Raw genomic sequence first — 23,893 nt, 5'->3', positions numbered from 1 at the left:
AGGATAGACGGCAATTGCAAGGACTCAGCTCAATATGGAGATGGTCCCAAGGTATTTCAAGGCGCGCGGCAGATTGTCGCAATCAAGACTGTCAAGCCAATGCAAGTCAGTCCAGCTCCGCAGCCAGGTGAACTGGCGTTTCGCCAATTGGCGCGTGGCAATGATTCCACGCTCCTGCATCTCGGCTGACGTCAGCTTGCCGTCCAGATAGTCCCAGACCTGTCGATAACCCACCGCACGTATAGACGGCAACCCGGCATGCAGGTCACTTCGCTCACGCAGGGCTACGACCTCGTCTATGAATCCCTGTTCCAACATTAATGTGAATCTTTGTTCAATTCGCCGATGCAGCACTTGCCGGTTCGCCGGAGCGATGGCCAGATTGGCGACAGTATAGGGCAATTGTTGCATTCCCGAAGCGGCTGCTTCAGTACTTTGCGCAGATTGTCGCTGTCGCAGGGCCGTCATGCTCTGCCCGCTGACCCGATAGACCTCCAGCGCCCGGCTGAGCCGTTGCGGGTCGTTGGGGTGAATGCGGGCCGCCGACTCCGGGTCGATGACCGCCAGTTGCTCATGCAGGGCTTGCCAGCCAAGGCGTGCAGCCTCTTCTTCGATCTGCGCGCGCACGTTGGGATCGGCGGCCGGCATGTCCGCCAGCCCCTCGACCAGAGCCTTGTAGTACAGCATCGTGCCGCCCACCAGCAGCGGAATCTTGCCTCTGGCGGTGATTTCGGCCATGGCCTGAAGGGCATCGCGACGAAAATCCGCTGCCGAGTAAGCTTCGGCCGGATCCAGGATGTCGATCAGTCGGTGCGGGAACTCGGCCAGCAGCTCTTTTGACGGCTTGGCCGTGCCGATGTCCATCCCGCGGTAGACCAAGGCCGAATCGACGCTGATCAGCTCGCAAGGCAGCGCTTTGGTCAACTCAATGGCCAGGTCGGTCTTGCCGGCAGCGGTCGGCCCCATCAGAAAGATCGCAGGTGGCAACTGGCTCATCAGCGACCGCGCAGGAACAGTTTGTCCAGGTCGTCCAGGCCCAGTTGGGTCCAGGTCGGCCGGCCATGGTTGCATTGGCCGCTGCGCTCGGTGTTTTCCATATCCCGCAGCAGGCCATTCATTTCCGGCAAGGCCAGACGCCGGTTGGCTCGGATTGCGCCGTGGCAGGCCATGGTGCCGAGCAGTTCGTTCAGGTGCGCCTGGATCCGGTCGCTGGTGCCGTACTCCATCAGGTCCGCCAGCACGTCGCTGACCAGTCGGTTGGCTTCGGCCTGTTTCAACAACGCCGGGATCTGCCGGATCGCCAGGGTTTCCGGGCCCAGGCGCTGCAGCTCAAAGCCCAGGCGCTGGAACCAGCTCACATGCTCCTCGGCGCAGTCAGCCTCACGCTGACTGACCGCCAGGGATTCAGGCACCAATAGCGGTTGCCCGCTAAGGCCTTCGCTGGCCATGGCGATCTTCAGCCGTTCGTACATGATCCGCTCATGGGCGGCATGCATGTCCACCAGGACCAGGCCCTGGGCATTTTCCGCGAGGATATAGATGCCTTTGAGCTGCGCCAGGGCATACCCCAGTGGCGGAATATCACCCTGGCCGTCCGGCAACGCCGCCGCACCGGTCTCAGGCAGGGGTTTGAAAAACTCGCGATAAGCCGCCTGGGCCTCGGCTGCCGGCACGTTCGATTGCGGGCGTGGCGTATATTGATACTGATAGCCGCTGCCGGAGCCAGTCCCCGCCGCGTTGTAGCTCGGCTGGGACTGGGGTTGTTCCAACAGTGCATTGGCAGCCAGACGCATTTCGCCCTGGGGACCGAACTCGCCGGCCTCCAACCCCGTCGGCCGAACCATGCCAGCCACCGCTGCCGGGGCCGCCAGTTGATCCTCCGGACGCACATCACCCAGGGCGCGGTGCAAGGTGCCGTAAAGGAAATCGTGCACCATACGCCCGTCACGGAAGCGTACTTCATGCTTGGTGGGATGCACGTTGACGTCCACCACCGCGGGATCGACTTCGAAAAACAGCACGAAAGTCGGATGCCGACCGTTGAACAACACGTCGCGATAGGCCTGGCGCACCGCGTGGGCCACCAGTTTGTCGCGCACCGCCCGCCCGTTCACGTAAAAGTACTGCAAGTCCGCCTGGCTGCGAGAAAAAGTCGGCAGCCCGACCCAACCCCACAGGTGCAGACCATTGCGCTCCACTTCGATGGGCAACGCCTGTTCCAGGAAACCCGCACCGCACACCGCGCCGACGCGTCGAGCCCGGGCCGCATCATCATGGGCCTCGTGCAGGCTGAGGATGGTCTTGCCGTTGTGGCGCAAATGGAACGCCACGTCAAAACGCGCCAGGGCCAGGCGCTTGATGACTTCCTGCAAATGATCGAATTCGGTCTTCTCGGCCTTGAGAAACTTGCGCCGGGCCGGGGTATTGAAGAACAGGTCGCGCACTTCCACCGAGGTGCCCACCGGATGGGCCGCGGGCTGGACGCGGGACGCCATGTCCCGGCCCTCGGTCTCGACTTGCCAGGCCTGGTCGGCTTCACGGGTACGCGAGGTGAGCGTCAGGCGCGACACCGAACTGATGGAGGCCAGTGCCTCGCCACGGAACCCCAGGCTCATGACCCGCTCGAGGTCTTCCAGGTCGCGGATCTTGCTGGTGGCGTGGCGCGCCAGGGCCAGCGGCAGGTCGTCGGCCGGAATGCCTCCCCCGTCATCGCGCACTCGCAATAGCTTGACACCACCCTGCTCGACATCCACGTCGATGCGTTTGGCCCCGGAGTCGAGGCTGTTCTCCAGCAACTCCTTGATGACCGACGCCGGACGCTCGACCACCTCACCGGCGGCGATCTGGTTCGCCAGCCGGGGGCTGAGCAGTTCGATGCGGGCATTGCTGCCGGCCAGTTCATCGCTCATTGCTTGACCACCACTTCATTGCCGGGAATGGTCAGGGTCTGGCCGATCTTGAGCTCGTCGCTCTTAAGGTTGTTGGCGCTGCGCAAGGAAGCGGGCGACACCTGATAGCGCACCGCGATCATTGCCAGGGTTTCGCCAGGATTGACCCGATGGTCTCGCGGCCCCTGGGCGATCTTGCCGGAGTCTCGCAGCCAGGCGATGTAGGTGCCCGGCGGCGGGTTCTGCTGGAAGAACTGCCTCACGCCGCTGCTGATGGAACGGGCCAGGGCCTGCTGGTGACTGGAGGAGGTCAGCTTCGAAGCTTCGTTGGCGTTGGAGATGAAGCCGGTTTCCACCAGGATCGACGGGATGTCCGGCGACTTGAGCACCATGAACCCCGCCTGTTCGACACGTCGCTTGTGCAACGGCGTGACACGCCCAATGTTGCTCAAGACTTTTTGACCGACGTTCAGGCTGGACGTCAGCGAGGCTGTCATCGACAAATCGAGCAGTACGCCGGCGAGCATGCGGTCCTTGTCATCGAGACTGACGTTGCCGGCACCGCCAATCAGGTCGGAACGGTTTTCGCTGTCAGCCAGCCAACGGGCGGTCTCGGAGGTAGCCCCCCGGTCGGACAGGGCAAACACCGAGGCCCCGAACGCGGCTTTTGAAGGGGCGGCGTCGGCATGGATCGAGACGAACAGGTCCGCGCCCTTCTTGCGGGCAATTTCGGTACGGCCACGCAAGGGGATGAAATAGTCTCCGGTACGGGTCAGTTCCGCGCGAAAGCCCTTCATACCATTGACCTGACGCTGCAACTCACGGGCGATGGACAACACCACGTCCTTTTCACGCTGTCCTCGCGAGCCAGAGGCACCAGGGTCCTCACCACCGTGACCGGCATCGATCACAACGATGATATCGCGCTTGCCGGATGGCGCCGGCGGAAGCTTGAGAGCAGGCTCAGTGGGCGTGACCGGCACCGCCGGCACTGTGGCGACTTTGGTCGGCGGCGCAGGCGGCGGCGCTGCATCGCCCGGGTTGTCGAACAAGTCCACCACCAGTCGGTTGCCGTATTGGGCGTTGGGCGCCAGGGTGAAACTTTTCGGGGTCACCGCCTTTTTCAGATCGACGACGACCCGCAGATCAGTCGGGGTGCGCTGGGCCGAGCGAATGGCCGTGATCGGCGTGTTGGCGGTGGCGGCAGTCAGCGGCGCCCCCAGGGATGCGCCATTGATGTCAATCACCAGGCGATCAGGAGCGGTCAGGGTGAATACGCTGTGCTGCACCGGTCCCGTCAGGTCGAACACCAGCCGTGTGTTGTCCGGCGCTCGCCACAGACGAACGCTGCTGACCTTTGTCTCAGCCATAGCATCGACGGCCAATGCCGTAAGCAACAGTCCTACGACAGTAACCACCGCGCGAAAGCGCATACCAAACCCCATCATCAATTAGTTTCCAGTGCCAAAGCGGCACACCACGACTCGCCACGCGAGCCTTGCGGCGTCAGTATCAACGAACGCCCACCGTTCTGCGCGCCAATGGTAATGGTCAGGTCAGGCTTTGGCAAAAAGCCTGCACCCTTCTGGGGCCATTCGATCAGACACAAGGCGTCATCTTCGAAATAATCGCGGATACCGAGGAACTCCAACTCTTCAGGGTCCACCAGTCGGTACAGGTCAAAATGGAAGGCACGAATGTCGCCGATTTCGTAGGGTTCAACCAACGTGAACGTAGGGCTTTTCACTGCGCCGACGTGTCCCAGGCCACGAATAATGCCGCGGGACAAGGTGGTTTTTCCCGCGCCGAGGTCGCCCTCCAGAAAAATCAGACCATGGCCTGCCGTGGTACGCGCAATGCGCGCGCCCAATTGCGTCATGGCTTGTTCGTCCGCCACGTACAGGGTTACTTCAGACACGGTGAATGCTCCTCCAACAACTGACGAATGGCCGGGATTAGATCGGTCGCCGCCACCCCCCGGCCCGACTGACCGGCTTGCGCACCGGCATTGGCATGCAACCACACCGCCAGGCAGGCGGCGTCGAAGCCATCCATGCCCTGGGCGAGCAATGCGCCAACCACCCCTGCCAGCACATCGCCGAGGCCCGCCGTGGCCATGGCCGGATGGCCCTGACTGCAAACCGACAGGCGACCGTCCGCACTGGCAATCAGGCTGCCAGCGCCTTTGAGAATCACTGTGGCCGCGTATTTTTTGCTTAATGCGTGGGCCGCCGCCGGACGATCGGCCTGCACCTGAGCCGTGGAGATACCCAGAAGCCGCGCCGCCTCGCCCGGATGAGGGGTGATCACACAGTGCTCGGGCAAACTGACCGCGCCACTGCTCAGCAGGTTCAGCGCATCGGCATCCCACACTTGGGGCAGCGATGCGTTGGCCGCTGCCGACAACAAGCTACGTCCCCACGCGGCCTGACCGAGACCCGGCCCCACCACCAACACACTGGCCTGCTCAAGCAACCCCATCAATTGGTTGGCTGAGTGGGTGCCCTGCACCATGACTTCGGGTAAACGTGTCAGCGCCGCAGACACATGCTCGTTGCGAGTGGCCATGGATACCATCCCCGCGCCACAACGCAGGGCACTCTCGGCGCTCATCTGGATGGCCCCGCCAAAACCTCGATCGCCGCCGATCAACAGAACATGACCGAACTTGCCTTTGTGGGATGCGCGCGCGCGCGGCGCCAGGCCAGGCAGATTATCGGGCAGCAGAAGCCGCGCCGTGGCCGGCGCCGCCTCGACAATGTCGGGATCGGCGTGCAAATCATTGAATATCAGTTCACCGATCCGATCCGCCGCATCGCCAGTAAACAGGCCCAGCTTCAGACCAATGAAGGTTACGGTCAGGTCGGCCACCACTGCCGTTCCCAGCACCCGCCCCGTGTCGGCACACAGCCCCGAAGGGATATCCACCGCGGCCACTGGCAGGCCACTGACATTGATGGTGTCGATTGCCCGGACGTAGGGCTCGCGGACTTCGCCACTCAATCCCGTGCCGAGCAAGGCGTCGAGCAGCACACCGCGCAAGTCGGATTCGTCCGACCATGGCTCAACCGGCACACCCACCGCCACCGCCTCGGCGTGGGCATTGGCGGCATCCCCCAGCAAACGCCGAGGCTCACCCACCGTCAGCACCCGCACAGACCACCCGGCGCGTCGGGCCAGGGTCGCCACTAGATAGCCGTCGCCGGCGTTGTTGCCATGACCGGCCAGCACCGTCAGCTCGCCGGCGTCTGGCCAGTGCCGGACAATGGCGCGCCAGGTGGCGCGGGCGGCACGCTGCATCAATTCGAAGCCAGTGGTGCCTGCCGCGATCAGTTGTGCGTCGAGGTCGCGGACCTGCGCGGCACTGTACAGCGCGTCGGGAAAATCATCTTTAGTGTGCGGCATGCGTCTTCGGGCTCCGATGTCTGGCAGAATTATACGCATCTCAGCTCCGGTTTCTCTCGCCTCATGCCCGTCATCCCCACAGACCTCCCCGCCCTCGCCCAATCCATCAAGGACTGGGGTCGCGAGCTGGGTTTCCAGCAGGTCGGCATCAGCGGCCTGGACCTGGCCAAGCACGAGCAACATCTACAGCGCTGGCTCGACGCGGGCTATCACGGCGAGATGGATTACATGGCGGCCCACGGCAGCAAACGCTCGCACCCCGAGGAGCTGGTGCCAGGTACATTGCGCGTGGTTTCCCTACGCATGGACTACCTGGCGGGCGACACACAAATGGCGCAGATGCTCGGCCAACCGGAAAAGGCCTACGTCTCGCGCTATGCATTGGGCCGCGATTACCACAAATTGATCCGTAAACGCGTGCAGCAACTGGCAGAAAAAATTCAGGCGGTCATTGGTCCCTTCGGTTATCGCGCCTTCGTTGACAGCGCACCGGTGCTGGAAAAAGCCATCGCCGAGCAGGCTGGGCTGGGCTGGATCGGTAAAAATACCCTGGTACTGAACCGCAAGGCCGGCAGCTATTTCTTCCTGAGCGAGCTGTTCGTCGACCTGCCGCTGCCGGTTGACCCGCCCCACGCCAGCGAACACTGCGGGAAATGCACCGCATGCCTGGACATCTGTCCTACGAATGCCTTCGTCGGCCCCTACGTCCTGGATGCCCGACGCTGCATTTCCTACCTCACCATCGAACTCAAAAGCGCCATCCCCGAAGAGCTGCGACCGTTGATTGGTAATCGGGTGTTCGGGTGTGATGACTGTCAGATCGTCTGCCCGTGGAACCGCTTCGCCCGACCATCTGGAGAAAGCGACTTCAAACCGCGACACAACCTGGACAACGCCGGGTTGGCCGAACTGTTCATGTGGGACGAGGAAAAATTCCTCAGCAGTACCGAGGGCTCACCCCTGCGCCGCGCCGGGTACGAACGCTGGTTGCGCAACCTGGCAGTGGGGCTGGGCAATGCGCCTTCAACCATCCCGGTCATGCAGGCGCTTGAAGCGCGGCGCGATTACCCATCGGAACTGGTGCGCGAGCATGTGGAGTGGGCGTTGCGCCAACACGCCGAGCGTCAGACCTCGTCGTTGTAGACGAACTTCGGCATTTCCCAGTGAAAGCGGATCGCCAGGAGCCGCAGCAGGAAACCGCCGAACAAGGTGATGAGGATCGCCTGTTCACTCGGCAACTGCAGATAGACGCAGAGCATGTAGCACCACGCTGCGGCAAACGAGACGCTGGCATACAGCTCGCGACGGAAGATCAGCGGGATATCGTTGCAAAAAATGTCCCGGAGGATGCCACCGAAAACGCCGGTAATCACGCCACTGACCGAAGCCACCAACATGCCATGGCCCATTTCCAGGGCGGTCATGCAGCCGATCAGGGTGAACGCCACCAGGCCTACGGCGTCGAGCACCAGGAACAGCGAGCGCAAATGACGCATCCAGCGCGCCAGGAACACCGTCAGCATCGCCGCAGCAGTGGTCAACACCAGGTATTCCGGGTGCTTGACCCAAGTGAGCGGGTAATGACCGAGCAGCACATCGCGCACCGAGCCGCCACCCAACGCGGTGACACAGGCGATCAGCACCACGCCGAACCAGTCCATGCCACGACGCCCGGCAGACAAGGCGCCGGTCATGGCTTCGGCGGTGATGGCGATCAGGTAAAGCATCAGCAACATGATGGCGGTCCATACAGGAAGGCGCGCAGTCTAGCCAGTTTGGGCAGGCACCAAAAGAGGGCAAGGCAACACCCCCTACCTAAACACCCTGTCGCCGCTCTAAACAAAACCACCGTGGCGAGGGAGCTTGCTCCCGCTGGCCTGCGAAGCAGGCCCCAACAGTCCTTCAGGCAGACCGAATTGTCCGGCTGCGACTGCTGCGCAGCCGAGCGGGAGCAAGCTCCCTCGCCACAAAAGCAATCTCGCCAGTCGCTGGGTGCCTGTTAGAACTTGATGAAATGCTCGCGGTAATGCTGCAGCTCGGCGATGGACTCGCGGATGTCGTCCAGGGCCAGGTGGCTGCCGCCCTTCTGGAAGCTGTCACGCACCTCAGGTGCCCAGCGGGCGGCCAGTTCCTTGAGGGTGGAGACGTCCAGGTTGCGGTAGTGAAAGTAGCTTTCCAGGGATTTCATGTGGGTATAGAGAAAGCGACGATCCTGGCAGATGCTGTTGCCACAGATCGGTGACTTGCCCTTGGGCACCCACTGCTCGAGAAAGGCGATGGTTTGGGCTTCGGCTTCAGCCATGCTGATTTTGCTCTCGCGCACCCGTTGGGTCAGGCCTGAGCCGCCATGCTGGCGAGTGTTCCATTCGTCCATACCGGCCAAGATCTCGTCACTGTGATGGATCGCGATCACAGGGCCTTCGGCCAGGGTGTTGAGATCACTGTCGGTGACGATGGTGGCCATTTCGATGATCACGTCGGTGTCCGGGTTCAGACCGGTCATTTCCAGGTCGATCCAGATCAGGTTCTGCGGGTTCTGCATGGGGGAGCTCCTCGGCGTAGCTGCGCAGTTTAGCTTAGGCTTTGAACGAAAAGTGCCTGCGCGACGATCATGCTGCGTTGAAAACCGGCTCGGAATGCTCATTGACAACCGGTCAACTCCGCTTCCTCGCCTGTTTTCGCCTTGCCTGATCGCCGCTCGGCGACTTTTCGTTCAAACCCGAGGCAGGGCCTTGAGCGTGCTAAACTCGCGGCCGTTTTACCTAATCGCTGCATTCTTCATACGGAACACCCATGGCCAAACGCCAACTCAATCGTCGTCAAAACTGGCGCATCGAAAAAATCCAGGGCGAGCGCGCCGCCCGCGCCGCCAAACGCGAATCCAGCGCGGTACAAGCGCTGGAGGGCGGCGATCTGGGCCCTGAACAGACCGGTCTGGTGATCGCGCACTTCGGCGTACAGGTCGAGGTCGAGGCCCGTGAAGGCGAATTGGCCGGCCAGGTATTCCGCTGCCACTTGCGCGCCAACCTGCCCGCTCTGGTGACCGGCGACCAGGTGGTCTGGCGTGCCGGCAACCAAGGCATCGGTGTGATCGTGGCTCAACTGCCCCGCCACACCGAACTGTGTCGTCCGGACAGCCGAGGCCAGCTCAAGCCGGTGGCGGCCAACGTCGACATGATCGTCATCGTCTTCGCCCCGCTGCCTGAGCCCCACGCCAACCTGATCGACCGCTATTTGGTAGCGGCTGAACACGCCGGCATCCGCCCATTGTTGCTGCTCAACAAGTTCGACCTGATCGATGAACACAACGCCCCGGCGCTGAACGCATTGCTCTCGGTCTATCGGCAATTGGGCTACCCGGTGCTGGAAGTTTCGGCTCACCACGGCGATGGCATGGAGAAATTGCAGGAACAACTGGACGGACGCATCAGCGTGTTTGTCGGCCAGTCCGGTGTCGGCAAGTCGTCGCTGGTCAACAGCCTGCTGCCGGAAGTCGAAACGCGCGTCGGCCCGTTGTCCGAGCTGTCCGGCCAGGGCACTCACACCACCACTACTGCGCGGTTGTTCCACTTCCCCGGCGGCGGTGAGTTGATCGACTCGCCGGGCATCCGCGAGTTTGGCCTGGGCCACGTCAGCCGAGCCGATGTGGAAGCGGGGTTCATCGAGTTCAACGACCTGATCGGCACCTGCCGTTTCCGCGACTGCAAGCACGACCGCGAACCCGGTTGCGCCCTGCTCAAGGCGCTGGAAGACGGTCGTGTGCAACAGCAACGGATGAACAGCTATCGCTCGATCATCGCCAGCTTGCCGGAAAGCAGTTACTGACCTGAAAGAAAGGTAAGCCGGACACAATTGTGGCGAGGGAGCTTGCTCCCGCTGGGCTGCGAAGCAGCCCCAAAAGCTGTCAGATGCGGAGCATCAGACACACCGCACCCGCCGGTTTACGACTGCTTCGCAGCCGAGCGGGAGCAAGCTCCCTCGCCACAAAAGCAAGCAGGCCTCACTGCGCAGGCGGCTCGGCCGGTTTCGGCGCGAGATCATCGAACAGATTCAGACGTTCGCGCACCTCATGGGCGGGAACAGGCTGCTGGTCCGCCGGCAGTGCGTTCGGATCCGCCGCCGCGCCAGGCGTGGTCGGCACTTCACCCGGCGCACCGGCGCCCTGAGCCGGGTCTGGCGCAGGATCATCGGTTTGCGAACCTTCGATGGCTTTCTGGGCCTTCTTGGTCAACACCACGATATCGATCCGCCGGTTGACCGGGTTGAACGGGTCTTTGCGGTCGAACAGCGCCGAGGAGGCATAACCGACCACCCGCGCCACCTGCTCATCCGGATAACTGCCAGCCACCAGGGCCCGACGGGCCGCGTTGGCGCGATTGGCGGAGAGCTCCCAGTTACCGAAATCGCCTTTGCCAATGAAGGGCTTGGCATCGGTATGACCACTGATGCTGATCTTGTTCGGCACCGCTTTGATGGTGTCGGCCATGGCCAGCAGAATATCTTCGAAATAAGGTTTCAGGCGCGCGCTGCCAGAGTCGAACATCGGACGGTTCTCGGCGTCCATGATCTGGATGCGCAAGCCGTTCGGCGTGATTTCGAACAGGATCTGGTCCTTGAACTTCTGCAGTTCAGGGTTCTCTTCGACCTTGTTCTGCAACTCTTGCAGCAGCAACTCCAGACGCTCGCGCTCGACCTCTTCGGCCATGCCTTCGGCGTCATTGGCGTCTACCGTCGCCTTGTCGGGCTGAGGCTGGGATTCGACTTCAGGGTTGAGGGTGTTTTCCGGCGCCAGGACCGGCGAGCCGCCCAGGTCGATGATGTAAGGCGTGCCGCTTTCGGAAAAGCCCACCGGGTCCTTGAAGTAACCGGCGATGGCGATTTTCTGCTCTGGAGTCGCGGTGGACAGCAGCCACAGCACCAGAAAGAACGCCATCATCGCCGTCGCGAAGTCGGCGAAGGCGATTTTCCAGGCGCCCCCGTGATGCCCGCCGGCTATGCGCTTGACGCGCTTGATAATGATCGGCTGGTTGTTTTCCATCTTAGCGACCGCGAACCGCTTGTTCTAACTCGGCGAAGCTTGGACGGTGCGCCGGGTACAGGACCTTGCGACCGAACTCCACAGCCAGCGATGGCGGCATGCCCGAGGCCGAGGCCACGAGCGAAGCCTTGATGGCTTCGTAGACATTGAGTTCTTCCTTGGCGTCGTGGGCCAGGGAATGGGCCAACGGGCCAAAGAAGCCATACGCGGCGAGAATACCGAAGAAGGTACCTACCAGTGCCGCACCTACGTGCAGGCCGATAGATGCCTGGTCGCCTTCGCCCAGGGAGGCCATGGTCACCACGATGCCCAATACCGCCGCGACGATACCGAAACCCGGCATGCCGTCGGCGATGCCGTTGACCGCGTGAGACGGGTGCTCCAGGTCTTCCTTGAGGCTGTACAGCTCCATGTCGAACAGGCCTTCGAGCTCATGGGGAGCCATGTTGCCGGACGACATGATGCGCAGGTAATCACAGACGAACGCCGTCATGCGCTCATCCTTGAGCACCGTGGGGTACTTGGCGAAGATCGGGCTGGACGCTGCGTCTTCGATATCCCCTTCGATCGCCATCATGCCTTCGCGGCGGCTCTTGTTGAGGATCTCGTAGATCAGCCCCAGCACCTCAAGGTAGAAAGTGTGGCTGAAACGCGAGCCGAACATGCTCAAGGACTTCTTGAGCACGTGCATCGTCATGTAGCCAGGGTTGGCCTGCAGGAATGCGCCAAGGGCCGCGCCGCCGATGATCAGGACCTCAAAGGGCTGGACCAGGGCGGCAATCTTGCCATGGGAGAGCACGTATCCGCCCAGAACGCTCGCGAACACGACAATGATGCCGATAATTTTAGCCATAGATAGAAAGTACTTATTTAAGTCGGGTTCAAGGTCATATTCGGAAGCTGAAAAATCTCTTCTTCTACTTATCGGCAAAACTGCGCCAGACTATAGCCAGTTCAGGCGAAAAGCCAATTTGCCCCGTTCCGGGCGTAGATACTCCCTATGATGATCGCGTCCAGCCATGGCTAACGAAACGAAGGTTCCAACTCCACGACCGACCACGCTCGAAGGCTGGGTAAAGCTGCTCGAGGGCGTCCATCTGCCAGTGCCCCAGGCCAGTCATGACCTGGTCTGCAAAGCCATTGGCGACAGCCGCCGTTCACTGCGTGACATTGCCGAGCTGATCCAGGACAGCCCCGCCCTGGCGCTGAGCGTCATCCGTGAAGCCAACCATCACACCCATGGCAACTTTGCCGAACCGGCAGAAAATCTCGAAGTGGCCATCAACCGCCTCGGCCTCAAGCGCACCGAAGAATTGCTCGCCCGCCTGCCGTCCTTGCCGGAGCAGCAAATACCCATCGCCCTGCGTCAACTGCAATTGATCAGCCAGCACGCCACGCAACAAGCCAACGGTTTTTTTGCCAGCCGCCTGGCGCGGTTGTGGCAAGACATCCACTGGGGCAGCCTGTTGTTTCTGTCACCACTCTGGCCGCTGGCCCTGACTCATCCAGGATTGCTGAAAGAGTGGGAACTGCGGGTTGTGCATAAAGGCCAGTCAGCGAACAAGGTGGAGCGCGAGCTGTTCGGCGTCGGCCTGCTGAAAATCTGCCTGGCGCTGGTGGAGACCTGGCGCCTGCCGGTCTGGGTGGCGCAGGGCTACCGCCTGCTGCTCAACGAACGCCGCGAGCTGGTGAAAGTGCTACGCATCGCCCGGGATAGCGAACACCCGCTGCGCCAGCAAAATCGCCTGGACGATGACCCGACCCTGCGGCGCTGGCTCAATCAGCCAGCCAACACGGTGCTACTGGCCAATGGCCTGGCCCTTTCAGCGCAACAGGCGTGGGACGGACCTCATAGTACCCGCTGGCAATATCTCACTAGTTTGTATCTGCAGATGTCCATGGATGACGTCCAGCAGCAATTGCACCAGCAAGCCGTCAACAGCGCCCGCCACAACACCATGCCGGACCTCTGGCATCCGGCCGTGGCACTGATCTGGCCTTGGGGCAGTCGACGCGTCCACCCGGGGCTGCTGCCGGCCGCCCCGCCCAGCGCCGAAGACCTGACCCAGTGGCGCAAACAATGTGCCGAACTGCTGATGGAACCGAGCCCGTTCAGCAACGCCATGCACCTGACCACCTCGGCACGGGACGCCTTGGTGGCATGCGGCATGCAGCGGGTGATGATTCTGATGGCCGACCGCAGCCAGACCAGCCTGCGCGTGCATCAGATCGCCGGCCTGCCCAAAGAAGCGGCGGCCATGAGTTTTTCCATCAGTCAAAGCAAAGTGTTGCAACGATTGCAGGCCCAACAAGCCCAGGTTCGCCTGAACCCGGACAACAACGCTCAGTTTTCGGCGTTGCTGCCGCCGGGCCTGCACAGCCTGTTTCGCGGCGAACACCTGCTGTTGCGCTCACTGACCTGCAACGGCCGAGTGATCATGCTGGTGGCGGTGGATCAGGGCGGCGGGCCCTTCTCGGACGTGACGGTGCAGGCCTTCGGTAAAACCGTGCAGTGTATCGAACGCGCCTTGCACAGCTTTACCAACCGCGGTCGCTGATCTTGATACAATCTTTTCCCTTTGCGCCCCTGGAGACATCACATGCCTGACTTCTCTGGCTTGCCGCTGGTAATCGAGCCGAGCGACTTGCTGTCGCGCCTCGACGCCCGCGAACTGATTCTGGTGGACCTGACCAGTGCCGCCCGCTACAGCACCGGGCATATCCCTGGCGCATGCTTCGTCGACCCCAAGCGCACCCAACTCGGCCAGCCCCCGGCGCCGGGTCTGCTGCCAGCAAAAGCCGACCTCGAGGCGCTGTTCGGCGAACTGGGGCACAACCCGAATGCGGTCTACGTCGTCTATGACGATGAAGGCGGTGGCTGGGCCGGGCGCTTCATCTGGCTGCTGGATGTGATCGGCCATTCGAACTACCACTACCTCGACGGCGGCTTGCTGGCGTGGCTGGACGAAGGCCTGCCGGTGTCCACTGAAGTGCCACCGCCCGCCACAGGCCCGGTGAGCCTGACCCTGCACGAAGAACCCACCGCCACCCGCGAATACCTGCAAAGCCGCCTCGGTGCCGCTGACCTGGCGATCTGGGACGCACGCGGCCCACTGGAGTATTCCGGCGAGAAAGTCGTCGCAGCCAGGGGCGGACATATTCCCGGCGCGATCAACTTCGAATGGACCGCCGGCATGGATCAGGCACGCAACCTGCGCATCCGCAGCGACATGCCGCAAATCCTCGAACAGTTGGGCATCACGCCTGATAAAGAAATCATCACCCATTGCCAGACCCACCACCGCTCTGGCTTCACCTATCTGGTGGCCAAGGCGCTCGGTTATCCGCGTGTCAAAGGCTATGCCGGCTCCTGGGGCGAATGGGGCAACCACCCTGATACGCCCATCGAGCTCTGAAGGTTCTTAAGGACAGTTAATGAAAAACCGCTTGTTCATCCTCAGCCAATACCTGCTACCCCACCACTTGCTGTCTCGGCTGGCCGGCTGCATTGCCGAATGCCGCGTGCGCTGGTTCAAGAATGCCTTTACCCAATGGTTCGCCAAACGTTATCAGGTGGACATGTCCCAGGCGCTGGTGGAAGACCTCACGGCCTACGAGCACTTCAATGCGTTCTTCACCCGAGCGCTGAAAGAAGGCGCCCGCCCGCTGGACCCAACACCGGGGGCGATCCTCAGCCCCGCCGACGGTGCCGTCAGCCAACTCGGCCCCATCGAGCACGGTCGGGTATTCCAGGCCAAGGGCCACAGCTTCAGCGTGCTGGAACTGCTGGGCGGCGATGCGGCCAACGCAGCGCCGTTCATGGGCGGCGATTTCGCCACCATCTACCTGTCGCCCAAGGACTATCACCGCGTGCACATGCCACTGGCCGGCACCCTGCGGGAAATGGTCTACATCCCGGGACGGATTTTCTCGGTGAACCAGACCACTGCCGAAAACGTTCCGGAGCTGTTCGCCCGTAACGAGCGCGTGGCGTGCATTTTCGACACCGAGCGCGGGCCGATGGCCGTGGTACTGGTGGGCGCGATGATCGTTGCGTCCATCGAAACCGTCTGGGCCGGCCTGGTGACGCCACCTAAGCGTGAGCTGAAAACCTTCCGTTACGACGAAGCCGCCCGGGCGCCGATCCACTTGGAGAAAGGCGCCGAGCTGGGCCGCTTCAAACTGGGATCGACCGCCATCGTGCTGTTCGGTCCGGACCAGGTGAAATGGGCCCAAGAGCTGGTGGCCGGCTCGCCAGTGCAGATGGGCCAGGGGTTGGCGCTGCCAAAAGCCTGAGTCATTGTTCACTGTGGGAGCGAGCCTGCTCGCGATGGCGTTTTTTCAGTCACTTTGATATCGACTGACCTGACGTATCGCGAGCAGGCTCGCTCCCACATGCTATCTAACATTGATCGGACACTTCTTTCGGCAACAACTGCTAGAGTTGGGAACATCCCTTTCATTTCCCGCCGGAGCCCATCCACGGCATGAATGAGACCAGCCCTCTCCAGCTTTCGCGCGTTTTGACACCGACACAGTCGCGCCTGTCGTTCTGCGACGCCACGCCGCGCGACCTCAAACGCTGGATCGCCAACCTCCCCAAGGCCAATATCGGCGAAACCGCACGCCTGTTGTACCAGGCCATCGGCGAACTCAACCAACTGCTCACCCCCAGCGATAATCGCCTGCAGCTGCTCGAATTGTTGCGGCCCGAGGTGTATTACGTCTGCAAACACCTGGAGCGGCATTTTTTGCAACAGGCCATCGTTCTGGATGAGCGCTCGCGCAAGATCGTCAACCTCTGCCAGGCCCTGCAAACCCAGTTGGCCATGGGTTACAAACAGATCGTCGCACGCATCTCGCCGAAATACTCCAAGGACCGCGCCCGGCTGCTGAGCACCGCACTGCAACGCGCGATGCATGCTCTGGACGGCACGCTGCTGCGTATCAGCCAGTTGTATAGCCCCGTACCTGAAGGGCTGTGGCTCGATTTGCATCAGTTGTACCGAATCGCCTGCCACCATCGGCTGCAACACCTCAGCGTCAGCGATGAACTGGCCAGCCAGGTGCATCAGTTGAATGTCGAGCAAACCTACGTGGTCGCCCTGCTGCTGGGCACCTCACGCAGCAATCAACTGCGCCAGGGCCAGATTGCGCGACTCGTCGAGGTGCTCGAATCCTGGAGTCAGAAGGTCACGCTGGACCCGGCCGTCACCGCCACGAGCCTGTTCGCCGTTGCACCGCAACTGGATATCGGGCCGCGCTATCGCTCCAAGTTCAGGGCCGAGCAACAGCCCAGCCTGCTGGGTTTCGATCCGCAGCCGCTGGTGCGTGCCATTGCCACTCATCTGGAACAACCCAACGATCACACCTTGCCCGTGCCTGGCGCAATGAACGCCGACACCTTGCATCACCTGCAAGCGGCCTGGGGCGAAGCGGTCGAACGTAGCTTCCAGCGCACAGAGGGCAACGGCACGCTGACGCTCTGCGTGGGCATGAGCGCTTTGCACTATTACCTCGGCGGCGAGCGCTCTTTCAGCGAAATCCTGAAGGATTCTGCAACGCGCAAGGCCCGGTTCGAGGCCACACCGACCAAGACCAACGACACCTGGAGCCAGGCTTTCGACGCAGCTGCGGCCGGTGACAGTGATCTGTTGCCTTATGAAGAAATCGAGTATCCGGTCAATCCGGCCGATGACGACGGCGCCAGCTCCGACAACCAGCACCACTTCGCGACCTACGACCTGCCCATCATCAACCACAGCCCTGGCGGTTATTGCCTCGGCTGGCCGAAGGAGGTGCCTGAGCAACTGCAGGCCGGGGAAATGGTCGGCATTCGCGACACTAACGATCAAGCCTGGAGCATCGCCGTGGTGCGCTGGATCAGGCAGGTGCGCAATGGCGCCATGCAAATGGGCATCGAGCTGGTCGCCCCCCATGCACAGCCTTGCGGGCTGCAACTGGTACGGGAAAAGGGTGAGCATGGTCACTACCTGCGAGGGCTGTTGCTGCCTGAGATCAGCGCCATTGAGCTGCCACCCACCATGATCGCGCCCCGCCTACCTTTCCAGGAAGGCCAGCAAGTGCTGATCAACACCAACGGCCAGGAACGCCGCGCCAGCCTGGACCGACGGGTGACCAGCACGCACAGCTTCAACCAGTTTGCTTATCGACAGGAGGATTCAGGGACCAGCACAGATGGCCACGACAATGAAGGGGATTTTGATTCGTTGTGGAAGTCGCTGTAGGAGCTGCCGAGCGAAGCGAGGCTGCGATCTTTCCAAGACCCATTGAGCCTCCAGCGAAAGATCAAGATCAAGATCAAGATCAAGATCAAGATCAAGAGATCGCAGCCTTCGGCAGCTCCTACACAGGTAAGCGTCGGCCTTAAAGCTGTCCGTCGCGATCCCTGAAGCCCAGCAGGTACAACACGCCATCCAGCCCCAGGGTGGAAATCGCCTGCCTGGCCGACTGTTTGACCAGCGGCTTGGCCCGGAACGCCACGCCCAGACCGGCGATCGCCAGCATGGGCAGGTCGTTGGCGCCGTCGCCCACAGCAATGGTCTGTTCCAGGCGCAGGCCTTCCTTCTCGGCCAGTTCGCGCAACAGATCCGCCTTGCGCTGGGCATCGACGATCGGTTCGACGGCCACGCCCGTGACCTTGCCATCCACGACTTCCAGTTCATTGGCGAACACGTAGTCGATGCCGAGCTTGGCCTGCAGTTGCTTGGCGAAGTAAGTGAAGCCGCCGGACAGGATCGCGGTCTTGTAGCCCAGACGCTTGAGTTCGGCGAACAGGGTTTCGGCGCCTTCGGTCAGGCGCAAGGAAGCGCCGATGGAGTCAAGCACGCTGACGTCCAGCCCCTTGAGTAGGGCCAGGCGTTCCTTGAAGCTGGCGCGAAAGTCCAACTCGCCGGCCATGGCTCGCTCAGTGATGGCGGACACCTTGTCGCCCACACCGGCGGCCTTGGCCAGTTCGTCGATGACTTCGGCTTCAATCAGCGTCGAATCCATGTCAAACACCGCCAGGCGGCGGTTGCGACGGAACAGCGAGTCCTCCTGGAACGCGATGTCGACGTTCAACTCCTGGGCCACGCTGAGGAACTCGGCACGCAGCGCCTGGGGATCGGCCGGCTCGCCGCGCACGGAGAATTCGATGCAGCCCTTGCCCTTGTCATCCGGCGTATCCAGCGGCATGCGCCCGGACAACCGGTCGATGTGGTCGATGTTCAGGCCGTATTGGGCAGTGATCGAACTGACGCGCTGCAATTGCTCGGCAGTCACCTTGCGGGTCAACAGGGTCACGATGTGACGCGTCTTGCCCTGGCCATTGACCCAATGCTGGTAATCGGCTTCGGACACCGGGGTGAAACGCACCTGTTGGTCGAGCTTGTAGGCGGTGAACAGGATGTCCTTGAGCACCGACTTGCTTTGTTCGGCGTCCGGGATTTCAACCAGGATGCCGAACGACAGTGTGTCGTGGATCACCGCCTGACCAATGTCGAGAATGTTCACACCACCCTGGGCCAGAACGCCGGTAATGGCCGCAGTCAGACCCGGACGGTCACTGCCAGTGATGTTTATCAGGACGATTTCGCGCAAGGCGCACCCCCGCAGGTGGAAAAAAACCGCATTCTACCCACTTTCAGTGACCATCGGGCACCGTCGGTGCTTTGCCGGTCATGGGCCTGTCGCTATACTGCGCGTCAATTTCACGGACAAAGAGCCGAGCTCAGTGAACCGGCCCACGCCAGTCAAAACCGACAATTTCTTTCTGCTGATCTTCCGTGCACTGCGCCACCGTCGCGTGCCGATTGCATTGCGCATTGCCAGCCATAACGTGATCCTGGTCGCCCTGGCCCTGGTGATCTATGCCTGCGTGATGGGCCTGCAGTTCAAGCAGGCCATGCACGAGCAGGCCGACGCCCTGGGAGAGAGCCTGACCACGCAGACCGCCACGTCCGCCACCGAGCTACTGGTGTCCAACGACATCCTTAGCCTCAACGTGCTGCTCAACAACCTCACCAAAAACAAACTGGTGGCCCACGCCGCCATTTATAGCGTGGACAACCGCATCCTCGCCGAAGCCGGCCAGCGTCCCAAACCGGGTCTGCTGGGCGAATCCGGCGGTATGTACCAGAGCAGGATCACCTTCCAGGACGTGACCGCCGGGCAACTGCGCATCAGCCTGGACATGGACCAGTTCCAGCAGCCGATGACCATCAGCCTGCAAAGCATGGGCATCCTCAGCGCAATATTGCTGGCGCTGGCGCTGGCCTTGAGCCTGCGCCTGGGACGCCACATCTCTACGCCACTGCTGCAACTGCGGGTCTGGCTGCGGGATATCGACGAGCACACCCCAGCGACCCAGCGCCAGGACGAAATTGGCGATCTGGCTCGGCAACTGCACGCCAGCTTCGCCCCGGAACCGGCCCCCGTGCCGGAGCCTGAAGACATCGACTACAGTGACGACGAAGCCGAACCAGGTTTCGAAGTGCGTAACCTGCGGGACCCGGACTTCGACGAAAGCCAACCTCTCCCCGCCTCCAGGCCCGGACCACGCCGCGTGGTCCGCACGGTGGAGGACGATGAAGACGACGATGCTTTCGCCGACCTGCGTGACGACTCAATCGCCGATGAGGCGCAATCGGTCGCCAGACCCGTCGCCTCGGACCTGCCCCAACACAGTGCCGTGCTGGCCGTGCAACTGGGCGCCCAGGACCAACTGCGCCGGCTGCCACAGGCGCGCCTGAAGGAACTGCTTGAGCGTTACCGCGACTGCCTCGACCAGGCCGCATCGCTGTATCAGGGCCAACTGCACACCCTGAACGATGGCAGCACGCTGATGCTGTTCCACACCGAGGACAGCGGTGATGACTACCTCACCAATGCCATTTGCTGCGGTGAGTTGCTCCGAGCCCTGGGACACCAGTTGCAGATCGAAGTCGCCGACAGCGGTATCACCCTGCAATTGCAGTTGGGCCTGACCTTGGGTGACGGGCTGTTCGGCCTGAGCCAGATCGACCTGCTGCTGACCGAAACCGCTCAGGACGCCCTGGCCCTGTCGCAGCACAGCCGCAACCTGCTGCTGGTGGAGCGCAAGATCAACGACGATGCCCTGATCCGTCAGCGCGCCCGTATCCGCCCTATCGCCAGCCCGGAAGGCGCATGCTGCGTCGAGCGACTGATGGAGCCTTATCCCTCAATGCTGGAGCGACAACTGGCGCGGATGCATGAGCGTCAGGCTTGACCTGTAGGCGCTGCCGAAGGTTGCGATCGCTTGATCTTATTTAGTGCTCCGGCAGATCAAGATCAAAAGATCGCAGCCTTCGGCAGCTCCTACGGGTCCACAGAAACAACAAAGCCCGCATCAATGCGGGCTTTGTTTTGCATCCAGTTCAACCATCAGAACCTGAACACTTCCATGTCCGTACGGATCGGCAAGGCCATTGGAATCTTGTCCTTTTCCTTCTCGACCTTTTTGGTGGCAGCAGGCGCCGATTTGCGAGGCACATCTGCGATAGGAGGCTGGTTGGCCAAAGGCTTGAGCGCCACGGACAGTTGCTCGGCAAGACGTTGCAGCAACACACCCTGAGCCTGAACCTGCGCAGCGGTACCGCCGGCATGTTGCTCCTGCAGATGAATGATACGGTTCTCGCGAACCTTGCCGCGACGATCGATCAGGCGCCACTGGGCATCCAGTACCGCCGGTTGCGATTCGCCCGAGTCCAGCCGAGTAATCGACAACAACACCTGTACATCCGGGGTAAAGCCCTGGGTGGCTGGCGCAAGTACCACGCGCTGGCTGTCCAGATGCCCGGCGACCTGACGCAGCAACAGCTGATCAATGTCCGAAGACAGGCTGCCGGCCCAACGACCGTCGGTGGCGGCTTGCAGGCTGCCGTCCGGTTGGCGTTGCAATAGGGTTTCACGTTGCAGGTAATCGGCAATCAATACCGGGCCCAGTAATACCGCCATGCCTGCGCTTTGTGCAGGCTGGGCCGGGTTTCCGCTGTCGAGTTGATACAGCGACACTGGCTGATTGACGCTACAGCCCGCCAGGCCAAGCAGGCCGGCGAGCCACAAAATAGGAAGGCGCAGAGCAGTCATCGTCCCGTCCAGGTGGCAGCCACAAGGCTTACCACAGTGAAAAAAAACTCGGTCAATATGAAGAACGCTCGGCCACGCCGGCGCTTGAAAGGGCCTATCATCCGTGAATATGCGCTCCGACTCCAGCGCGAAAGTGCCGATCTGCGGCTTTTAATCGCAGACCGAGCGCTCTAGCACGCTTAATTGAGGTTTTCGACGAGCAGTGCATCGACCCGCTGAAACCCTCTCGGAAGCTTATTGCCCCGCCGACCGCGTTCACCTTTGTAGTGTTCAAGATCGTCTGCCTTCAACGAAAGCGTACGCTTTCCAGCCTGTAGCACAAGCGTGGCGCCTTCCGGCAACACTGCAATATCCGTGACATATTCCTCACGACTGGCCACCCGTTCGCCGGAAATGCCGATGATCTTGTTGCCCTTACCTTTACCCAGCTGTGGCAAGTCACTGATTTTGAAGACCAGCAACCGACCCTCAGTCGTCACCGAAGCCAGCCAGTTGTTCTCGCGATCGGCTACCGGTCGCGGCGCGATGACCTTGGCGTTGTTCGGCAGGCTCAACAACGCCTTGCCCGCCTTGTTCTTGGCCTGCAGGTCCTCACCCTTGACGACAAACCCGTAGCCGGCGTCCGACGCAATAACGTACAGCCCGTCATCATCAGGCATCAGCACGCATTCAAAAGTTGCACCCGGTGGTGGAGTTAATCGACCGGTCAGCGGCTCGCCCTGGCCGCGAGCCGATGGCAGGGTATGCGCCGGCACCGAATAACTGCGCCCGGTGGAATCGACGAACACCGCAAACTGGTTGGAACGCCCGGCGGCCAGTGCCTTGAAACCGTCTCCCGCCTTGTAGGAAAGCCCTGCGGCGTCAATATCATGACCCTTGGCGGAGCGTACCCAGCCTTTTTCCGACAGCACGACGGTCACTTTCTCGTTCGGCAACAGATCATGTTCGCTCAGCGCCTTGGCTTCGGCGCGCTCGACGATGGGCGAACGACGATCGTCGCCGTAGGTTTCAGCATCCTTGAGCAGTTCGGTGCGCACCAGCTTCTTGAGCCTGGCTTCGCTGCCCAGCAACGCTTGCAGCTTGGCCTGCTCCTTGAGCAATTCATCCTGCTCGGCCCGCAGCTTCATCTCTTCCAACCGCGCCAGTTGCCGCAAGCGAGTATCGAGAATGTAGTCGGCCTGGGTTTCGGTCAGTTCAAAACGCGCGATCAGGCTGGCCTTGGGGTGCTCCTCGGTGCGGATGATATGAATCACTTCATCCAGGTTGAGGTAGGCAATCAGCAAACCGTCCAACAGGTGCAGGCGACGCTCGACCTTGTCCAGGCGAAATTGCAGGCGCCGCCGCACGGTCTTGACGCGAAACTCCAGCCATTCCACCAGCAGCGCCCGCAGGTTTTTCAGCTGTGGCTTGCCGTCCAGACCGATGATGTTGATGTTGACCCGGTAGCTGGACTCAAGATCGGTACTGGCAAACAGATGCTGCATCAGCGCGTCGTGATCGACCCGGTTGTTGACCGGGATGATCACGATCCGGCACGGGTTCTCGTGGTCGGATTCGTCGCGAAGGTCGGCGACTTGCGGTGCTTTCGACGGTTTTGCCTGCATCATCGCAGCAATTTGTTCCAGAACCTTGGCCCCGGAAACCTGGTGAGGTAGAGCGGTGACGATGATGTCGCCATCTTCGATGTGGTACACCGCGCGCATGCGCACCGAACCGCGACCGGTTTCGTAGATCTTCAGCAGGTCGGCACGCGGGGTGATGATTTCCGCTTCGGTCGGGTAGTCCGGGCCCTGGATATGCTCGCAGAGCTGCTCCACCGTCGCTTTCGGCTCGTCCAGCAGGCGCACGCAGGCGGTTGCCACTTCCCGCAGGTTGTGCGGCGGCACGTCAGTGGCCATGCCCACGGCGATACCGGTGGTGCCATTGAGGAGGATGTTCGGCAAACGTGCCGGCAACACCAAGGGTTCATCGAGGGTGCCGTCGAAGTTCGGCCCCCAGTCTGCAGTGCCCTGGCCCAACTCGCTGAGCAGCACTTCGGAATAACGCGACAGCCGCGCCTCGGTGTAACGCATGGCGGCGAAAGACTTGGGATCGTCTGGCGCACCCCAGTTCCCCTGGCCGTCCACCAGGGTGTAGCGGTAGCTGAACGGCTGGGCCATCAGCACCATGGCTTCATAGCAGGCCGAGTCGCCATGGGGATGGAACTTGCCGAGCACGTCACCGACGGTACGCGCCGACTTCTTGTGTTTGGAATCAGCATCCAGCCCCAGCTCACTCATGGCGTAGATGATCCGCCGCTGAACCGGCTTGAGGCCGTCGCCGATGTGCGGCAAGGCGCGGTCCATGATCACGTACATGGAGTAATTGAGGTAGGCATTTTCGGTGAAGTCAGCCAGCGACCGGCGCTCTACGCCGTCTAAGCTGTCTGCAAGAATGTCGCTCATGCGGGCCT

Annotated in this window: 19 protein-coding genes; 7 read left to right on the top strand and 12 right to left on the bottom strand. The window is 61.6% G+C overall.

The genetic code is table 11. The features are described 5' to 3' along the window. Window positions 1–24: 24 nt before the first annotated feature. The 5 genes from miaA to BMY45_RS06240 are packed head-to-tail and all read right to left on the bottom strand — an operon-like array spanning window position 25 to window position 6,293. Complete coding sequence (gene miaA, locus BMY45_RS06260; protein ID WP_092395748.1) at window positions 25–996, bottom strand: tRNA (adenosine(37)-N6)-dimethylallyltransferase MiaA; 972 nt, start codon at window positions 994–996, stop codon at window positions 25–27. Beyond that, window positions 996–2,909: a DNA mismatch repair endonuclease MutL gene (gene mutL / locus BMY45_RS06255; RefSeq protein WP_092395746.1), complete on the bottom strand. Its 1,914-nt coding sequence runs from the start codon at window positions 2,907–2,909 to the stop codon at window positions 996–998. Before mutL ends, miaA begins: the two co-directional genes overlap by 1 nt. Beyond that, window positions 2,906–4,336, bottom strand: a complete 1,431-nt coding sequence (locus BMY45_RS06250) for an N-acetylmuramoyl-L-alanine amidase (RefSeq protein ID WP_092395744.1) — start codon at window positions 4,334–4,336, stop codon at window positions 2,906–2,908. Before BMY45_RS06250 ends, mutL begins: the two co-directional genes overlap by 4 nt. Further along, on the bottom strand, window positions 4,336–4,806 hold the full coding sequence (tsaE, locus tag BMY45_RS06245; RefSeq protein ID WP_047227306.1) for a tRNA (adenosine(37)-N6)-threonylcarbamoyltransferase complex ATPase subunit type 1 TsaE: 471 nt from the start codon (window positions 4,804–4,806) through the stop codon (window positions 4,336–4,338). Before tsaE ends, BMY45_RS06250 begins: the two co-directional genes overlap by 1 nt. Next, entirely contained in the window at window positions 4,794–6,293 is a 1,500-nt protein-coding gene (locus BMY45_RS06240; RefSeq protein WP_092395742.1) for an NAD(P)H-hydrate dehydratase, read from the bottom strand. Before BMY45_RS06240 ends, tsaE begins: the two co-directional genes overlap by 13 nt. Window positions 6,294–6,356: 63 nt before the next feature. Between BMY45_RS06240 and queG the strand changes: the two genes are divergently transcribed. Further along, window positions 6,357–7,436, top strand: a complete 1,080-nt coding sequence (gene queG, locus BMY45_RS06235; protein WP_092395740.1) for a tRNA epoxyqueuosine(34) reductase QueG — start codon at window positions 6,357–6,359, stop codon at window positions 7,434–7,436. Here the strand turns inward: queG and BMY45_RS06230 are convergent. Next, window positions 7,418–8,032, bottom strand: a complete 615-nt coding sequence (locus BMY45_RS06230) for a trimeric intracellular cation channel family protein (protein WP_177193311.1) — start codon at window positions 8,030–8,032, stop codon at window positions 7,418–7,420. The genes queG and BMY45_RS06230 overlap by 19 nt on opposite strands. A 260-nt stretch (window positions 8,033–8,292) precedes the next feature. Next, window positions 8,293–8,835 carry an oligoribonuclease gene (orn, locus tag BMY45_RS06225; RefSeq protein ID WP_092395736.1) on the bottom strand — a complete coding sequence of 181 codons (543 nt, stop codon included), beginning with the start codon at window positions 8,833–8,835 and terminating at the stop codon, window positions 8,293–8,295. A 251-nt stretch (window positions 8,836–9,086) separates the two neighbouring features. Here orn and rsgA point away from each other — a divergent pair, with 251 nt between their 5' ends. Next, window positions 9,087–10,118, top strand: a complete 1,032-nt coding sequence (rsgA, locus tag BMY45_RS06220; RefSeq protein WP_092395734.1) for a small ribosomal subunit biogenesis GTPase RsgA — start codon at window positions 9,087–9,089, stop codon at window positions 10,116–10,118. Window positions 10,119–10,293: 175 nt separating this feature from the next. On the opposite strand, the gene motB is transcribed toward rsgA, so the two are convergent. Next, window positions 10,294–11,331 carry a flagellar motor protein MotB gene (motB, locus tag BMY45_RS06215; RefSeq protein ID WP_092395732.1) on the bottom strand — a complete coding sequence of 346 codons (1,038 nt, stop codon included), beginning with the start codon at window positions 11,329–11,331 and terminating at the stop codon, window positions 10,294–10,296. 1 nt (window position 11,332) lies between these two features. Next, window positions 11,333–12,184, bottom strand: a complete 852-nt coding sequence (gene motA / locus BMY45_RS06210) for a flagellar motor stator protein MotA (protein WP_047227299.1) — start codon at window positions 12,182–12,184, stop codon at window positions 11,333–11,335. Between the two features lie 166 nt (window positions 12,185–12,350). Between motA and BMY45_RS06205 the strand changes: the two genes are divergently transcribed. The 4 genes from BMY45_RS06205 to BMY45_RS06190 all read left to right on the top strand — a co-directional run bounded on the left by BMY45_RS06205 (window position 12,351) and on the right by BMY45_RS06190 (window position 17,579). Next, window positions 12,351–13,889 carry an HDOD domain-containing protein gene (locus BMY45_RS06205; RefSeq protein ID WP_092395730.1) on the top strand — a complete coding sequence of 513 codons (1,539 nt, stop codon included), beginning with the start codon at window positions 12,351–12,353 and terminating at the stop codon, window positions 13,887–13,889. A gap of 42 nt (window positions 13,890–13,931) precedes the next feature. Then, complete coding sequence (locus BMY45_RS06200; RefSeq protein WP_092395728.1) at window positions 13,932–14,747, top strand: rhodanese-like domain-containing protein; 816 nt, start codon at window positions 13,932–13,934, stop codon at window positions 14,745–14,747. A gap of 19 nt (window positions 14,748–14,766) precedes the next feature. Beyond that, entirely contained in the window at window positions 14,767–15,627 is an 861-nt protein-coding gene (asd, locus tag BMY45_RS06195) for an archaetidylserine decarboxylase (protein ID WP_092395726.1), read from the top strand. 191 nt (window positions 15,628–15,818) lie between these two features. Continuing rightward, window positions 15,819–17,579 carry a molecular chaperone gene (locus BMY45_RS06190; protein WP_092395724.1) on the top strand — a complete coding sequence of 587 codons (1,761 nt, stop codon included), beginning with the start codon at window positions 15,819–15,821 and terminating at the stop codon, window positions 17,577–17,579. A 139-nt stretch (window positions 17,580–17,718) separates the two neighbouring features. On the opposite strand, the gene serB is transcribed toward BMY45_RS06190, so the two are convergent. After that, window positions 17,719–18,933 carry a phosphoserine phosphatase SerB gene (gene serB, locus BMY45_RS06185; protein WP_092395722.1) on the bottom strand — a complete coding sequence of 405 codons (1,215 nt, stop codon included), beginning with the start codon at window positions 18,931–18,933 and terminating at the stop codon, window positions 17,719–17,721. A 133-nt stretch (window positions 18,934–19,066) separates the two neighbouring features. Between serB and BMY45_RS06180 the strand changes: the two genes are divergently transcribed. Further along, a complete protein-coding gene (locus BMY45_RS06180) occupies window positions 19,067–20,581 on the top strand; it encodes an AhpA/YtjB family protein (RefSeq protein ID WP_092395720.1) in 1,515 nt (504 codons plus the stop codon). Between the two features lie 155 nt (window positions 20,582–20,736). Here the strand turns inward: BMY45_RS06180 and BMY45_RS06175 are convergent, their stop codons facing one another. Next, window positions 20,737–21,441 (bottom strand): PqiC family protein, encoded by a 705-nt coding sequence (locus BMY45_RS06175; RefSeq protein WP_092395718.1) that lies wholly within the window; start codon window positions 21,439–21,441, stop codon window positions 20,737–20,739. A 179-nt stretch (window positions 21,442–21,620) separates the two neighbouring features. Then, the gene (parC, locus tag BMY45_RS06170) at window positions 21,621–23,885 is read right to left on the bottom strand and encodes a DNA topoisomerase IV subunit A (protein WP_092395716.1); all 2,265 of its coding nucleotides are present in this window, start codon (window positions 23,883–23,885) and stop codon (window positions 21,621–21,623) included. Window positions 23,886–23,893 lie beyond the last annotated feature (8 nt).

It is taken from the genome of Pseudomonas sp. NFACC39-1 (assembly GCF_900110355.1).
Classification (GTDB): Bacteria; Pseudomonadota; Gammaproteobacteria; order Pseudomonadales; family Pseudomonadaceae; genus Aquipseudomonas; species Aquipseudomonas tehranensis.
Note: the sequence above shows the minus strand (reverse complement) of the source record. Positions and strands in the feature narration are given on the sequence as shown.

Bases quoted from the DNA above. Each gene is read 5' to 3' on its own strand.
- BMY45_RS06200 (WP_092395728.1), top strand. From the start codon at position 13,932: ATGCCTGACTTCTCTGGCTTGCCGCTGGTAATCGAGCCGAGCGACTTG.
- motB (WP_092395732.1), bottom strand. From the start codon at position 11,331: ATGGAAAACAACCAGCCGATCATTATCAAGCGCGTCAAGCGCATAGCC.
- mutL (WP_092395746.1), bottom strand. From the start codon at position 2,909: ATGAGCGATGAACTGGCCGGCAGCAATGCCCGCATCGAACTGCTCAGC.
- BMY45_RS06250 (WP_092395744.1), bottom strand. From the start codon at position 4,336: ATGATGGGGTTTGGTATGCGCTTTCGCGCGGTGGTTACTGTCGTAGGA.
- orn (WP_092395736.1), bottom strand. From the start codon at position 8,835: ATGCAGAACCCGCAGAACCTGATCTGGATCGACCTGGAAATGACCGGT.
- BMY45_RS06205 (WP_092395730.1), top strand. From the start codon at position 12,351: ATGGCTAACGAAACGAAGGTTCCAACTCCACGACCGACCACGCTCGAA.
- miaA (WP_092395748.1), bottom strand. From the start codon at position 996: ATGAGCCAGTTGCCACCTGCGATCTTTCTGATGGGGCCGACCGCTGCC.
- BMY45_RS06190 (WP_092395724.1), top strand. From the start codon at position 15,819: ATGAATGAGACCAGCCCTCTCCAGCTTTCGCGCGTTTTGACACCGACA.
- asd (WP_092395726.1), top strand. From the start codon at position 14,767: ATGAAAAACCGCTTGTTCATCCTCAGCCAATACCTGCTACCCCACCAC.
- motA (WP_047227299.1), bottom strand. From the start codon at position 12,184: ATGGCTAAAATTATCGGCATCATTGTCGTGTTCGCGAGCGTTCTGGGC.
- queG (WP_092395740.1), top strand. From the start codon at position 6,357: ATGCCCGTCATCCCCACAGACCTCCCCGCCCTCGCCCAATCCATCAAG.
- rsgA (WP_092395734.1), top strand. From the start codon at position 9,087: ATGGCCAAACGCCAACTCAATCGTCGTCAAAACTGGCGCATCGAAAAA.
- parC (WP_092395716.1), bottom strand. From the start codon at position 23,885: ATGAGCGACATTCTTGCAGACAGCTTAGACGGCGTAGAGCGCCGGTCG.
- BMY45_RS06175 (WP_092395718.1), bottom strand. From the start codon at position 21,441: ATGACTGCTCTGCGCCTTCCTATTTTGTGGCTCGCCGGCCTGCTTGGC.
- BMY45_RS06240 (WP_092395742.1), bottom strand. From the start codon at position 6,293: ATGCCGCACACTAAAGATGATTTTCCCGACGCGCTGTACAGTGCCGCG.